Genomic DNA, 13602 nt, shown 5'->3' on the forward strand with positions numbered 1-13602 from the left:
CGGCTTAAAAACTGACGTGCTCCGCTACTTTAGCGGCTAATTTATCACCAATACCTTTGACTTCTGTCAGCTGCTTTTGGTCTTTGATCGGACCATTTGCACTGATATAGTCTTTAATAGCCTTCGCCTTCTTCTCGCCTATACCAGGCACAGCAACCAGCTGCTCTATCGAAGCCTGATTAATATTCAGCTTGGCTTTATCAGCCACTTTGGCTGCGGCAGGAACAGACAGAGGGGCTTTCGCCAGTTCCTGAGCTACGGTCAGATTAACTGCACAGGCCAGGCTGGCCACGACTGCTGCAACGAGTGCGATTTTCATCACAGTTCTCTCCTTTTAACAGTTTCTTGCCCTCTCACTGTGTTGCTGAAGGTTGTTGTCAGTAACTACAATCCGGTAAACGAAGACAAAGAAACTACTTTGAGTTGCAACCTCGTCAATAAAGATAGCTAAAAGACAACTTTTTGCATCATTATTTTTACATTTTAAAAACAAAAAATCTCCTAATGAAAGGTGCAGTAAGACGAAAGTACAGCATGACCTCAATCAAGACGACTAAAGGTGTTCAGCCGCAATTCAGAGCCTGGCTCTTACACTTTCAACGATTTGTCTGATGTTAAGGATTGCTGCAACTGGCAGAGTGATTTAGCATAACACCACTTTGTCTTTGCCCATTTTAAAAGGAAGTCCCATGCGTTTATTAGTTGTTGAAGACGAGAGCTTATTGGCGGAACAAATTCGCGAACATTTGGTGCAGCAGCAATTTAGTGTAGACGTAGCTCATGATGGTGCTGACGGTTGGTTTAAGTTAAGTGAGTACCCTTATGATCTGGCCATTATTGATATTGGTCTGCCAAAAATGGATGGGCTGAGTCTTATTCGTAAAGCACGGCAAAATGACATTAAGACCCCTGTTATCGTATTGACGGCTCGTGGTAGCTGGCAGGAGAAAGTACAAGGTCTGGATGCAGGTGCGGATGACTATCTGACCAAACCTTTTCATACCGAAGAGCTGCTGGCTCGTATTAATGCACTGATACGCCGCGCTGCAGGTCAACCTGATCCGATGCTGCATTCAGGCCCGGTCCGACTGAACAGCAGGACTCAACAGGTTTGGTTAGGTGAAGATGAAGTCAGTCTGACCGCTTATGAGTACAAAGTGCTGGAGTACTTTATGCATAATCCAAATAAAGTGATTTCTAAAACCGAGCTGACCGAACATATCTATGATCAGGATTTTGATCTGGACAGTAACGTAATTGAGGTTTTTGTCTTACGTCTGCGCAAAAAACTGACCCGGATGGTGAATTAAAACCTATCGAAACTTTACGTGGCCGTGGGTACCGTTTCACTATGGCAGTTAGCTAAATGCAGTTATCGCTCAAGGTTCGTCAGGGTATTATCAGCCTGTTTTTATTGTTCTTTTTATTGCCCAGTTCGTTTTTTGCGATAGAGCAGGCTTTTTATACCCAACTACTGACCAGCACTGAGCAAAAACTCGAAGTGCACATGTACTCCATTTTGGCCGAAGTTCAGCCTAAAGATGGTAAAGTGGAATTGAGTAATAATTTGCTGCCGCCAGATTTTTATCGCCCTGATTCAGGGCTTGCTGCTTTTATTACCAGCGAAAACGAATTGCTCTGGCAGTCCGATTCGTCAATCAATCAGCAGTTTGACCCTCCAACCCATCAAATTTTGCCCGCATCTCACGAATTTGTTTTGATGGAACAGTATCAGCAAAAATACTGGGTCTTGTCTTTTTCAGTGCTGTTTGATTTGGGTGATAACACTCTGCCGTTGACTATTCATGTTGTGCAGAATGATCAACTGCTGCAAGAGCCGTTAAAAGCTTTCCGGAAAACCTTAAGCCAATGGTTTATTGGCATAGCCTTGGTCCTGATAGGTCTGACCTTGCTGGCGTATTACTGGATCACTAAGCCTCTGACCTCTCTGGATAAAGAAATTCATAAACTGGAAAGTGGTCAGCAAGAGCAACTGCTGCACGACTATCCTTCAGAACTAAATAAAATCAAAGAAGATTTAAACCTGTTGCTGGCGAATCAAAACAGACAAAAGCAGCGTTATCGTCATCACTTAAGTGATCTGGCCCATGCGTTAAAAACACCTATAGCGGTGCTGCGTACCTCAAAACTGTCAGAGCAACCTGAATTGCGTGAACAATTGGATCGTATTACCGGCATGATAGAACATCAGCTCAAACGCGCCTCCAGTTCAGGCCAGGATTTGTGGCATAAACAAATCAAAGTCAAACCGCTGATTGATAAACTGGAACAGGCCTTAAGCAAGATCTATCGGGATAAAGGCTGTCAGATTGAAATCCAGTGCACAGATCAGGTGGTGTTTCGGGGTGATGAAACGGATTTAATGGAAATTCTGGGTAACCTGCTGGATAACGCCTGCAAAGCCTGCAATCACAAAGTAAAGATCAGTGCTTTTGGTAAACCCTTGCAGCTGGATATTGAAGACGACGGCCCTGGTATACCGACAAATAAAAGAAAAGAACTATTCGAGCGAGGCACCCGCTTAGATACCTACAAAGAAGGGCATGGCGTAGGCCTTTCCATCGTCTCTGAACTGGTAAAATCCTACTCAGGTGAACTGCAGGTCTCTCAAAGTCCATTAGGGGGCGCCCGTTTTGTTATACGCTTTCCGGAGTCAGGCATTAAATGATCAAACCGTTGCTACTTTTGACCGTCATCAGCGCATTCCCGCTCAGTGCCCAACAAAACTGTGATCCGCAGCAGCAGAACAAAGTTGACTATATGCAGTGTCTGGATCAACAACTGCAGCAGACCAGGCGAGAGCTAACCAGTTGGGAAAATAACCATCTGTTTAAACTGGAAGAACAAGCCAGCAGCACGGGTCGTAAAGATGGTCTGAAATTATTTAATAAAGCCCGTCAAAGCTTCGAGCTTTATACTGAACAGGACTGTCGTTGGCAATTTGTCGGTCAGTTGCCCGATAATCACACGGCAAGCGTCTCTTACAAACAATGCCAGTTGTATCACCTGAAACAACGTATCGAGTTTTTAAAGCACGTTAATGCGACATCAGACTAAACCACAATATGCCACACAACCGTATATAAGTGCTTATACTTGGCTGTATTCAGTCACTTATCGATACGGAGATACGGATGAAGATTTTAATTACAGGAGCGACAGGGCTGATTGGTAGAGCCCTTGTTGCACAGTGGCAAGACCAACACCAGTTGGTTATTCTCAGCCGTTCCGTCGCCAAAGCCAGAGAAATTTTAGCCATTGACGCCAGCTATCATCAGTCTCTTGATGAGATAGATTTTAATCAGCTTGATGCAGTGGTTAACCTGGCTGGCGAAGCTATTGCCGACAAGCGCTGGAGTGAATCGCAAAAACAAAAAATCTGTCAAAGTCGCTGGCAAATCACCGAAGCTTTAGTGGAAAAAATTCAGCACTGTACTACCCCACCTAAAGTGTTGATCAGCGGCTCTGCCATTGGCTTTTATGGCCGTCAGGGTAGCCAGATTGTTACAGAGGAGCACAGTTCTTTTTATCCTGAATTCAGCCATGATATTTGCGCACGTTGGGAGAATCTGGCACAACGTGCAGCCGGTGAGCGCACCAGAGTCTGTATACTGCGTACTGGCATAGTACTGAGTAGCAAAGGAGGTGCTCTTAGCAAGATGCTACCGCTGTTTAAGCTTGGGTTGGGCGGTCCTATTGGTGATGGCAAGCAGTTTATGTCCTGGATCCATCTGGACGATATGGTGCGCCTGATCGATTTTTTACTGTACCGAGATGATTTAAGTGGGCCTTTTAATGCCACAGCACCCCGCCCTGTTACTAACAAGCAGTTTAGTCAGTTGCTCGCTGAACGTTTTGGTAAAAAGGCACCTTTTACAGTGCCTGCTTTTGTGCTGCGTTTGGCTTTTGGCGAGATGGCTGATCTTCTGTTATTCGGTCAGAACGTACAGCCGAAACGACTGCTGGACAATAGCTTTGAGTTTCACCATCCACAGCTGAAAGAAGCTTTAAACGCCCTTCAATTTTGAAGGGCGCGACGTAACAAGGTGCTACCGGACATTTTCAGTAAAAGCCTAACCTGCCATGCACCTAATGCGGTGACTAATCCGACACCTAACACAGGGCCTAACCACCATAAACTCCAGTGTGGACTGTAAGGCAAGTCAAAAAATTGCTGCTGAACTACAGCAAGCAGAACTTCTGCAAGCACTGTTGCAAATAGTCCGGCCAAAGCACCCAACGCAGCAAACTCATACAACAAGGCAGATTTTAAGAACACCGACTTCGCACCTAAAGTGCGCAGAATAGCCAGCTCCTGCTCGCGTTGCTCCAACGTCGCCTGCACCTGCGCAACTAATACCAGCACTGCTGATGCAAACACCAGAATTAGAATAAAGGTTAAGGCCACAGACACCTGGCTGATAATGTCATTGACCTGCTTTAAGATGGTATCAACAGAAATCAGACTGACAGTAGGGAATTGTCGCACTATCTGATTCAACAAGTCTTGTTCTGACATATCCAGATAAAACGCCGTGATATAAGTGGCAGGAAACCCCTGCATCAGATCAGGCGACAGCACCATGTAGAAGTTGGGCTGCAAACTGTTCCAGTCCACTTTACGAATACTGCTTATTTTTGCATCGAATACCTGACCACCGACAGAAAACTGCAAGGTATCACCAAGCTCTAACTGTAAACGCTCCGCCATTTGAGACTCAACCGACACTTCAGCTTTAGATTGCGCGGTAAACCATTGCCCACTCTCCAGCTTATTGTTGTCCGGCATTTGTGTTAACCAGGTCAAATTCAGCTCACGTCCAACACCTTGTCGCTGCTCAGGTTTTTCTTTTGTCGCTTCATCGGCAAAGTTCTCACCATTAACCGCCAGGACCCGGCCATTAACCATAGGATAAAAGTCAGTCAGGCTGAGTTTGTGCTCAGCGGCCAGCTGCTGCAATGAGGTTTTATCTTGCTCCGTTAAATTCACCAGAAACTGATTCGGCGCGCCTTCAGGCACCTGCTGTTGCCATTGGTCCAGCAACTCAGAGCGTAAAAAATACAGCAACAGAGTTAAAAATAAAGCCAGACTAAAGGTGATCAACTGGAACGCATTAGGCCATAACCTGCGGCGTAAATTGGCCAGAGCCAGTCGTAACGCACTACTTTGCCCTGCAGCCATGGGTTTAGCTACCCGCACCAATACGGCAGCAAACCCCATCAACAAAGCGGCAAATACCAGACAGAGCGCAAATAACCAGCTGCTGATCCAAATATCACCACTAAAAAGCCACATCAATAACCAAATGGCGACAGAGCCACTGATTAAATGCACTGGATCAAATTTCAATTGATCGGGTTTTTCCCGCAACACATTCAACGCTGGTACAGCAGCTAAACGCCATAATGGCCTGGCCGAAAACAACACAGCACAAATAGCCGCAGTTAACACACCTAAACCTAAAGGGCGGACACTAAATTCTGCCAGATACTCAGGCATCCAGAATCCAACGCCCCATTGACTCAGTTGTACCAGCAACTGACCTGCCAGCAAACCAAAACTCACACTGAATAACACGACAAAAAGCAAATGACTGCCGTAAATCTTCCTGCTCAGGGTGGTCGAAGCACCCAATGCTTTCATCACAGCGACAGAGCGGGCATGGCGCTGACTATACCGATCGCGGCTACTGCTGCGGCACAAGCGGCCAGCACTATGCCAAGTAATCCCGATAGCAATAAAAACCGCTCTGATCTATCCAAAGCGCCGCCTATGGCGGATTCTCTGTCCATTTTCTGCCATCTGTCTTGTGGTCCCAGCAGTTCTTTGCTTTGTGTTTCCAGTAATTCAAGATCTTGCTGGGAACCTGCAAACATTAAGCGGTAACTGATCCGACTGCCTGGCTGAATAATTCCTGTCGCGGCCACATCATCCAAATGCATCAATACCCGTGGCGAGCTGCCAAATACAGACAAGGGTGCATCAGGCTCAGCCACAATAACACCTGCTGCAGTAAATACTTTTTCACCCAACTCCAGACTGTCGCCTACTTTAATGTTCAGCAAACTGTAAAGACGGCTTTCAAGATACAACTGATGGGGTTGCAAAGAGGCCAGTGCCGTAGCGTCGGTCAGCGAAGCACTTAATTTCAATTCACCTCGCAGCGGGTAAGCGGAAGAAACTGCCTTAACAGAAACAAGCTGCATCAAATCTTTGGCAAATAACATAGAGTTAAACTGCACCTGCCGCGATGACCGCAGTTGAAGCTCGTCAGCCTGTTGTTGCACTTGTTCATTAAAGCCAACGCTGGAGCGCAGAATTTGATCGGCAGCAACAAAATTAGCGCTACGCTGATACAAAGCAGAACGGACAGATTCGGTGATACCGGATAAGCTCACCACAGTCAGCACAGCTAAAAATAGTGAAAAGGCTATGACCCATAATTCCCCACGGCTTAACTCACGCCAGAACAGCCGCCAGGCTATTTTACCCCACATGACGTTGATCCTCTGTAGCTTGAGTTAAATCAGCCGTTAAGTGGCCTGCATGCATCTGAAATCTGAACTGGCAACGCTGAGCCAACTCATGATTGTGCGTCACCAGGACTAAAGTGGTACCTTGCTGCTCATTCAGTTCAAACAATAAATCTTCTATTTTTTCACCTGTCGCACTATCCAAATTGGCCGAAGGCTCATCGGCAAACAACACAGCGGGTTTGGTAATAAAAGCTCTGGCTATAGCGACTCGTTGCTGCTCCCCTCCACTCATCTGGTTAGGAAAGAAATCGGCTCTGTGGCTTAACCCAACCTGAGCCAATAGCTCCAGACCACGGGCCCGAGCATCAGGCATACCAGCCAACTCTGCCGGTAAGGTAACATTCTCTAATGCCGTCAAGCTGGGTAACAACAAAAACGACTGAAACACAAAACCAACAGAGCGTGCTCTTAATTCAGCACGTTCATCCTCACTAAGTTGATGCAACGCTTGACCTGCCAGGTACACTTCCCCTGAACTTGCCTGATCCAAACCTGCCAAAATACCTAATAAAGTAGACTTACCTGAACCCGAAGCTCCAACTATGGCAACTGTCGCGCCTTGATTGATCCTAAGGTCGATATTTTGCAGTATGGTAAGCTCAGATCCGGTAAGCTGAACTTTCTTCACAACATCTTTTGCAACAATATGAGGTACAGGTGTTTTCATGATTCGATTCATCTACGTTATGCTTTTGGTCTTGTGTTTCACCGCAGCTGCAGTGCAAGCCAAAACGCTGTTAATTCTGGGCGATAGTCTGAGCGCCGGTTATGGGTTAAGCCAACAACAAAGTTGGGTGTATCTGCTTCAGCAAAAGCTGAAAGAACAGAACACGGGGTGGACACTGGTCAACGCCAGCATCAGTGGCGAAACCTCAGGTGGAGGTCTGGCTCGCCTACCTGCCCTGCTCGAACAACACAAACCCGATTATGTGCTGATTGAACTGGGTGCCAACGATGGTCTGCGTGGTTTCCCTATTCCCCAGCTGGAAGCCAATCTCAATGCCATGGTACAACAAATAAAGCAGCAACAAAGCAAGGCTGTATTAATGCAAATACGTATTCCACCGAACTATGGCCCACGTTACACTAAATTATTCACTGAGTTATATCCAAAAATTGCAGAACAGCAGCAGATCCCGCTATGGCCTTTCTTTATGGAGACCATAGCGTTAAAACAGCAATGGATGCAAGCCGACGGATTACATCCGAATCTGGAAGCCCAGCCCGTGATCACAGATTTAATGCTACCTTTGGTATCGAGTCTAGAATAAAGATGTAACCAAGTTTGAGGAATGTCAGCAAGCGGCTTTTAAGCCGCTTTTTTTGCAGCCTTGAACTGTAAAGACACAATAGAGAATATGTCAGCAGCGAACGGAGGCTGAAGTGTTAAGTAGTTGAGATTATGATGAAGATGCGAAGCTTGATAGGTCTTTCAGTTTGGTGGAGCTAAGCGGGATCGAACCGCTGACCTCTTGCATGCCATGCAAGCGCTCTCCCAGCTGAGCTATAGCCCCACTCGCAGATGTAACGCTGAAGTGGCGTCCCTTAGGGGATTCGAACCCCTGTTACCGCCGTGAAAGGGCGGTGTCCTAGGCCTCTAGACGAAAGGGACACTGGAACAAAATCTTTGGTGGAGCTAAGCGGGATCGAACCGCTGACCTCTTGCATGCCATGCAAGCGCTCTCCCAGCTGAGCTATAGCCCCACACCAATTACAGAGGTTGCTAAACAATCCCCTACAAGACGAGGCGAATTCTAGGGGCCGAGGCCAAAGGTGTCAACAGTTTTTTGGAAAGCCTTTACTGTTCGCGTATTTTTTAAACTAAGTGATGATTCAAGCAGCAAATTACAGCAAAATAAAGCACATAGCTGCCCCGCCCCAGTCCTGAACTCTAATGTGGCATATAAGCATGAGGATAGCGGTGTAAGTATAGAAAAGAATAGTGAGGATGATGACAAGAAAGAAAAAACCCTGCCTGGGCAGGTTTTTTTAACGCTTAAAGAGACACGTTGTTTTTACTGGCGCGTTCTTTAATGTAGCTTTCCCAACTTGCAGCCTGACGGCCGAACTTAGGATCCGCTTTCACTTTCTGAACGGCTTGATACGCATCTTTAAACTTGTTCTGATAGAAGTATGCTTCTACCAGAGCCAGGTACACAGGAGCTTTAGCTTTTACACCAGCGTCCAGCGCTTTGTTCAAAGCAACTACGGCTGCAGAGTATTTTTCAGCGAGGATCAGTGAAGAACCCTGACGGCGATAAGCATCACCATCGTTGTCTAACTGAGCTGACTCACCGTAATACTGAGCGGCTTTGTCCATTTCACGAGCAGCCTGGAACGAACTGGCCATACTGTTCAGCATAGTTTTATCTTTTTTGATTAAACCAGACTTAATATGTTTTTCCAGTGTAGTACCTGCTTTGTAAGGCACGTTCGCGTTAGAGTACAGTTGAGCTAACAACTTAAACTCGTTCGCTGAATCCAGCATACCTTGCATAGCTGCAACTTCTAATGTCACCAAAGCTTTTTCGTATTGCTCTTCAATACTGTAAAACTGAGCCAAGTAAGTCCACCAGCGCTTTTCTGAAGGGAAAAGTTTCACTGTGGTCTCTAATACTTCGATCGCTTTCTTGTTGTTTTTCATCTCGTAATAAGCTGAAAACTTCAAGGTGTAAGGACCAGCATTTGGCTTAGCTTTATCTTGCAGAGCAATGGCCATATCAGCAGGTTCAATGACCTTCTGATATTGCTTGGTTTCCATATAAGCACTGGCAATACGCAGATAAACGTTCCCATCCTTTTCACCAGTGAAATCTAACCACTGGTTATAGGTTTTGATCGCTTCATTGTATTGCTTGTCGCTTAACAGCAAGTCAGCTAACAAGCGATAAGCAGCAGCCTGATCTGTAAAACTTAATACATCAGGCGCTATTGCTTTGCGTAAGTAGCCTATGGCTTTTTTCTCGTCTTTCGCGGCCCACATGTTGCCTAAAAAACGATTTAAGTACGCCATGTCAAACTCGTTGCTTGACTCCACACCTTGCAAGGCTGCGATAGCTTCGTTTAACTTCTCTGCACCGTATAGTTCATAAGCTTTTGCGATAGCTTTACCAACTTTCTCACCTACAGCGCTTGATTTGCGGTTTTTCCGCGCTTCAATTTTTGCAGGATCCGGAGCTGCTACAGCATAAGAGCCCAGAGTTGTTACACCAAAACTGGCTAATACGATCAACGCTGAAGTAAGATTACTTATTTTCTTCATAGTGTTAACCTCCAGACTGGTCTAGTGAGAAGTCCAGTTGAACCATAATACCTGGTTGCTGAACTGCTTTACCATCGACCACTTTTGGTGAATATTTCCAGCGTTTCAGTGCACGAATCGCTTCACGGTCAAATACACGTTTAGGTTCTGCTTCCACAACTGTCACGTCACCAACGCTGCCATCTTCCAGAATAGTGAAACGCATTTTTACCCAACCCTGCAAGCCATCACGAGCAGCCTGTACCGGGTATTTTGGTTCAATACGTACTATTGGAGTCGCATCGCCATCACGCATCATTGCTGAAGACGGATCGCCTAATCCTGTACTGGCACCACCTACGTCTACTGACGGCAGGTTAAAACCTATAGAACCACCAGTGTCGGTTGATTCTGGTTCAGCAACCGGAGCCTTCGGAGGCTCTGGCGGCGGTGGTGGTGGTGGTGGCGGCACCCGAACACGAGTCTGAGCTTTAGACTCAGGCGGCGTCGAGTTAATTTCAATAACGATTTGTTCCTTTTTAGCATTGGTGAACGTATCATCCCCACCTATAAGGAATGCCATCAACACATACAGGAAAAACGTTATTACCGCACCAACTACCAGTGATAGTAATAACCTTACCATATTACTTGTTCTCCGCAGCGATCGAAATCTTATCGATACCAGCCAGCTTGATTTGGTCCATTACTGAAACCACAACACCATGCTTAGCTTCTTTATCTGCTTGGATGATTACTGTATCTGTTGGCGATTCAGCTAACAGCTTTTCAACTGTTGCACCAACACGCTCAACGTCTACAGCACGTTTATCCATCCAAATCTCACCGTTTGCACGGATTGCAATAAAGATAGTGGCTGACGGCTTAGATTGAGCTTTCGCCGCTTTAGGACGGTTTACATCAATACCAGCTTCTTTAACGAACGAGGTCGTCACGATAAAGAAGATCAGCATGATAAATACAACGTCCAACATTGGCGTTAAATCGATTGCTGCCTCTTCGGCTTCACGTCTAATTTTACGTGCCATAAATTACTCTCTATCAATGATGAGGCATGTTGTCAGCTAACTCATGAACCGCTGACTTTACCTTACCTTCCAATTTGGACGTTACAAATACACCTGATAAACACGCAACCATACCAGCCATAGTTGGGATTGTTGCCATTGAAATACCAGCTGCCATCAGTCTTGGGTTACCAGTACCTTGCACCGCCATAATTTCGAAAACGGCGATCATACCAGTCACAGTACCTAACAAACCGACCATCGGACATACAGCAACCAAAGTTTTGATTACATTGATCCGCTCGTTCAGTTTGGTAGATGCCTCAGACACCCACGCATCACGAATTTTATGCGCATACCAAGAGGTTGTATCAACCCGGGCATTCCAGTCTGTAATAATTCTATTACGCAGAGCTGGATATTCCCGACTGATAAACCAGAAGCGCTCTATGATCAATACCCACATGATGAAGAGCACGAAGGCGACAACATAAAGAACATCGCCGCCGGTAGCGATAAAATCCCTGACAGATTCCCAAAGCTCTATCAGGCTATGCATTACGCTTTCTCCTTCTCCGCATGAGCAGCGATGATACCAGCGCTTTGCTCATCCAGGATGTGCAGAATTGAGTTAGACTTCGTTTGTAACATAGAGTGGATAAACAGTAATGGCAGAGCACATAACAGACCTTGAACAGTTGTTACTAACGCCATTGAAATCTGGCCAGCCATAATTTTCGGGTCACCAGTACCGTGTAAGGTAATAACCTGGAACGCACCGATCATACCGATAACTGTACCTAACAGACCTAATAAAGGACCAACAGCAGCGATTAACTTCAGGATACCGATACCTTTTTCGATGTCCGGAGTTTCACGCATAATGGCTTCGTCCAGTTTCAGCTCTAAGTTTTCAACGTCAACAGATTTATTGTCGTGGTAAACTTTCAGGATACGACCTAACGGGTTATTGGCACTTGGGTTAGCTAAGTTTTTCAGCTGAGCATTGATTTTTGATGCTGCAGAAGTCAGAGCTACATAACGAATAGCACTAATTAACAGACCAATGATCAATAACGCAGTGATTACATAACCTGGAGTACCACCCTGGTGGAACTGTTCTTCTAAAGTAGCTTCCTGAGTTTTCAGACGCAGCAAGTTACCACCAGTTGGGTCAACATAAACAGGCATCAAAGTACCAGCTGCTGCGTTTTTGAATGCTTCAGCATCGGCAACAATGTAAGACTCAGGTTGTTTAACCAGAGGTTGCATTTCCTGAGTGTCAGCGTTAAACACTAAATAACCACCGTCAGAAATCAGGTTGAATGCACCAATACGAGTCACAGAAGCCTGAGCACCGTTACCATCTAAACCAACAACGTTGCCTTCAAACTTAGCTACTTTGGCAGACTCAGTCATTTCAGTTTGCAGAGCAATCCACAGTTCTTCCAGTTCTTTGATTTCTGGAATCTCTTTGGCTTCAGCCAGCTTTTTCAGCAGTTCTTCACGGCCTTTGTACTGAGCACTGATGTTAGAAGTTGCGATAGAACCAATGGTTTCAGTTGCAGCACCACGAACGATACCGAACATTTCACCTAAAGTACCCTGAGCAGCAATTAATTCAGCTTCTTTCGCAGCTAATTTGCCTTCGTTATCAGCAAATTGTTGAGTCAAAGACTTGCCACGAGCTTCTTCAGCTGCAAACTCAGCTTTCGCTCTGTTCAACAGGGCTTGCTTGTCAGCACGGTCAGATAAAAACTCTTGCTCACGTTGCTGATTGATTTTGCCTTCAGCAGTACGTGATTTTTTGACTTGCTCTAATAATTGATCCAGCTTGGCTGTATCTGCTGCTGCAGTTAAGCATACGCCTGCAGACATAGTTACCACAGCTGCAATTACTAAACCTTTAAAAACTTTCTTCATTTATGCTTACTCCGCTGCTAACACTGGAAGTTTTAACAATTCTGGGGCTGCTTGTTTACCCGCAACACGAATCGCTAACTTGGTAGATTCCAGGTATTCTTGACCCAGAGCTTCCCACTGACCTGTAGTTCTGTTGAACATCCAGGCTTGTTTTTCATCCAGAGATTGAGCCAGTAAGGCAACGCGACCTACGTATACGTAGTTCACGGTAATTTCGCTGCCATCAACAGCCAGTTTGTCTGTGTAAGTCACCAGAGCTGTACCTAAATCTTTTTCAACTTGGTAAGCTTCGATCACCAAACGGTACATTTCAGAAGTGTTAACCGCTGAGTTACCTAACACTGAACGTAAACGCTCAATACGAGCTAAACGATTGTTCAGGTCGATAGGCATATCCGCTTTGATAAAGGCTTCTAAGGTATCAACCATACGATACATCAGAGGAACGATACCTTGCTTAGTACCTTCGATAGTACCAATTTGTTTATCAAGAGAAGACAGAGATGCGTTTTGATCGGCAACCAATTTAGCAACGTGGTCGTTGTAAACTTTTAAGTTTTCAGTTTGTTCAACTAATTGACGGTACTCAGCCAATAATTCCTGACTTTGGTCAAAAATGTTGTTAATTTTTTCCTGAGATTGAACTGAAGCGCGGATATTTTGCTGACCCGCTTTCTGCAGTTCTACCAGTGGATCTGCTGCTACTGAGGTGCTGGCCAATGCGAATGCTCCAAACAGAGCAGAAGCAACCAGACTCTTACGAATGTTATTGTTAGACATAGTTCCCAACCAATAATTGCTGATTAACGTAACCTGTTTTTGAAAGGTTATTTTTTGTAACAAAAGATAACC

The 13602-nt window shown here is 45.5% G+C and carries 14 protein-coding genes, 3 tRNA genes and 1 pseudogene; 5 read left to right on the forward strand and 13 right to left on the reverse strand.

The genetic code is table 11. The features are described from left to right. Nucleotides 1-4: 4 nt before the first annotated feature. Entirely contained in the window at nt 5-319 is a 315-nt protein-coding gene (locus WH43_RS11445) for a ComEA family DNA-binding protein (protein WP_053424743.1), read from the reverse strand. 370 nt (nt 320-689) lie between these two features. Here WH43_RS11445 and WH43_RS11450 point away from each other — a divergent pair. The 4 genes and pseudogenes from WH43_RS11450 (at nt 690) to WH43_RS11465 (ending at nt 4049) form a co-directional block, all read left to right on the forward strand. Beyond that, nucleotides 690-1366, forward strand: a pseudogene (locus tag WH43_RS11450) (response regulator transcription factor). Then, nucleotides 1367-2689, forward strand: a complete 1323-nt coding sequence (locus WH43_RS11455; RefSeq protein WP_053424744.1) for an ATP-binding protein — start codon at nt 1367-1369, stop codon at nt 2687-2689. After that, a complete protein-coding gene (locus tag WH43_RS11460) occupies nt 2686-3078 on the forward strand; it encodes a lysozyme inhibitor LprI family protein (RefSeq protein WP_053424745.1) in 393 nt (130 codons plus the stop codon). Before WH43_RS11455 ends, WH43_RS11460 begins: the two co-directional genes overlap by 4 nt. A gap of 77 nt (nt 3079-3155) precedes the next feature. Beyond that, nucleotides 3156-4049, forward strand: a complete 894-nt coding sequence (locus tag WH43_RS11465) for a TIGR01777 family oxidoreductase (RefSeq protein ID WP_053424746.1) — start codon at nt 3156-3158, stop codon at nt 4047-4049. Here WH43_RS11465 and WH43_RS11470 read toward each other — a convergent pair. From WH43_RS11470 to WH43_RS11475, 3 genes are read right to left on the reverse strand one after another with little or no spacing between them, the layout of a single operon-like run. Next, a complete protein-coding gene (locus tag WH43_RS11470; RefSeq protein ID WP_286049687.1) occupies nt 4040-5725 on the reverse strand; it encodes an ABC transporter permease in 1686 nt (561 codons plus the stop codon). The two genes, WH43_RS11465 and WH43_RS11470, sit on opposite strands and share 10 nt — an antisense overlap. Beyond that, nucleotides 5665-6519, reverse strand: coding sequence for an ABC transporter permease (locus WH43_RS21215; protein WP_286049688.1), 855 nt, complete (start codon nt 6517-6519; stop codon nt 5665-5667). The genes WH43_RS11470 and WH43_RS21215 overlap by 61 nt, the downstream gene beginning before the upstream one ends. Beyond that, nucleotides 6509-7225 carry an ABC transporter ATP-binding protein gene (locus WH43_RS11475; protein ID WP_053424747.1) on the reverse strand — a complete coding sequence of 239 codons (717 nt, stop codon included), beginning with the start codon at nt 7223-7225 and terminating at the stop codon, nt 6509-6511. The genes WH43_RS21215 and WH43_RS11475 overlap by 11 nt, the downstream gene beginning before the upstream one ends. On the opposite strand from WH43_RS11475, the gene WH43_RS11480 reads away from it, so the two are divergent. Continuing rightward, nucleotides 7224-7829 carry an arylesterase gene (locus tag WH43_RS11480; protein WP_053424748.1) on the forward strand — a complete coding sequence of 202 codons (606 nt, stop codon included), beginning with the start codon at nt 7224-7226 and terminating at the stop codon, nt 7827-7829. The two genes, WH43_RS11475 and WH43_RS11480, sit on opposite strands and share 2 nt — an antisense overlap. Before the next feature lie 167 nt (nt 7830-7996). Here the strand turns inward: WH43_RS11480 and WH43_RS11485 are convergent. The 9 genes from WH43_RS11485 to WH43_RS11525 form a co-directional block, all read right to left on the reverse strand. Next, nucleotides 7997-8072 (reverse strand) — tRNA-Ala (locus WH43_RS11485). Nucleotides 8073-8094: 22 nt separating this feature from the next. Further along, a tRNA-Glu gene (locus WH43_RS11490) sits at nt 8095-8170 on the reverse strand. A 16-nt stretch (nt 8171-8186) separates the two neighbouring features. Further along, nucleotides 8187-8262: transfer RNA gene (locus WH43_RS11495), tRNA-Ala, on the reverse strand. A gap of 292 nt (nt 8263-8554) precedes the next feature. Next, entirely contained in the window at nt 8555-9820 is a 1266-nt protein-coding gene (locus WH43_RS11500) for a tetratricopeptide repeat protein (RefSeq protein ID WP_053424749.1), read from the reverse strand. Between the two features lie 4 nt (nt 9821-9824). Continuing rightward, nucleotides 9825-10445 carry an energy transducer TonB gene (locus tag WH43_RS11505; RefSeq protein ID WP_053424750.1) on the reverse strand — a complete coding sequence of 207 codons (621 nt, stop codon included), beginning with the start codon at nt 10443-10445 and terminating at the stop codon, nt 9825-9827. 1 nt (nt 10446) lies between these two features. Next, entirely contained in the window at nt 10447-10848 is a 402-nt protein-coding gene (locus WH43_RS11510; protein WP_053424751.1) for an ExbD/TolR family protein, read from the reverse strand. A gap of 13 nt (nt 10849-10861) precedes the next feature. Next, entirely contained in the window at nt 10862-11386 is a 525-nt protein-coding gene (locus WH43_RS11515) for a MotA/TolQ/ExbB proton channel family protein (protein ID WP_053424752.1), read from the reverse strand. Beyond that, complete coding sequence (locus tag WH43_RS11520) at nt 11386-12750, reverse strand: MotA/TolQ/ExbB proton channel family protein (protein WP_053424753.1); 1365 nt, start codon at nt 12748-12750, stop codon at nt 11386-11388. The genes WH43_RS11515 and WH43_RS11520 overlap by 1 nt, the downstream gene beginning before the upstream one ends. A gap of 6 nt (nt 12751-12756) precedes the next feature. Continuing rightward, a complete protein-coding gene (locus tag WH43_RS11525) occupies nt 12757-13530 on the reverse strand; it encodes a DUF3450 domain-containing protein (protein ID WP_046520841.1) in 774 nt (257 codons plus the stop codon). Between the last annotated feature and the right edge of the window lie 72 nt (nt 13531-13602).

The sequence above is a fragment of the Rheinheimera sp. KL1 genome (genome assembly GCF_001275035.1).
Classification (GTDB): Bacteria; Pseudomonadota; Gammaproteobacteria; order Enterobacterales; family Alteromonadaceae; genus Pararheinheimera; species Pararheinheimera tangshanensis.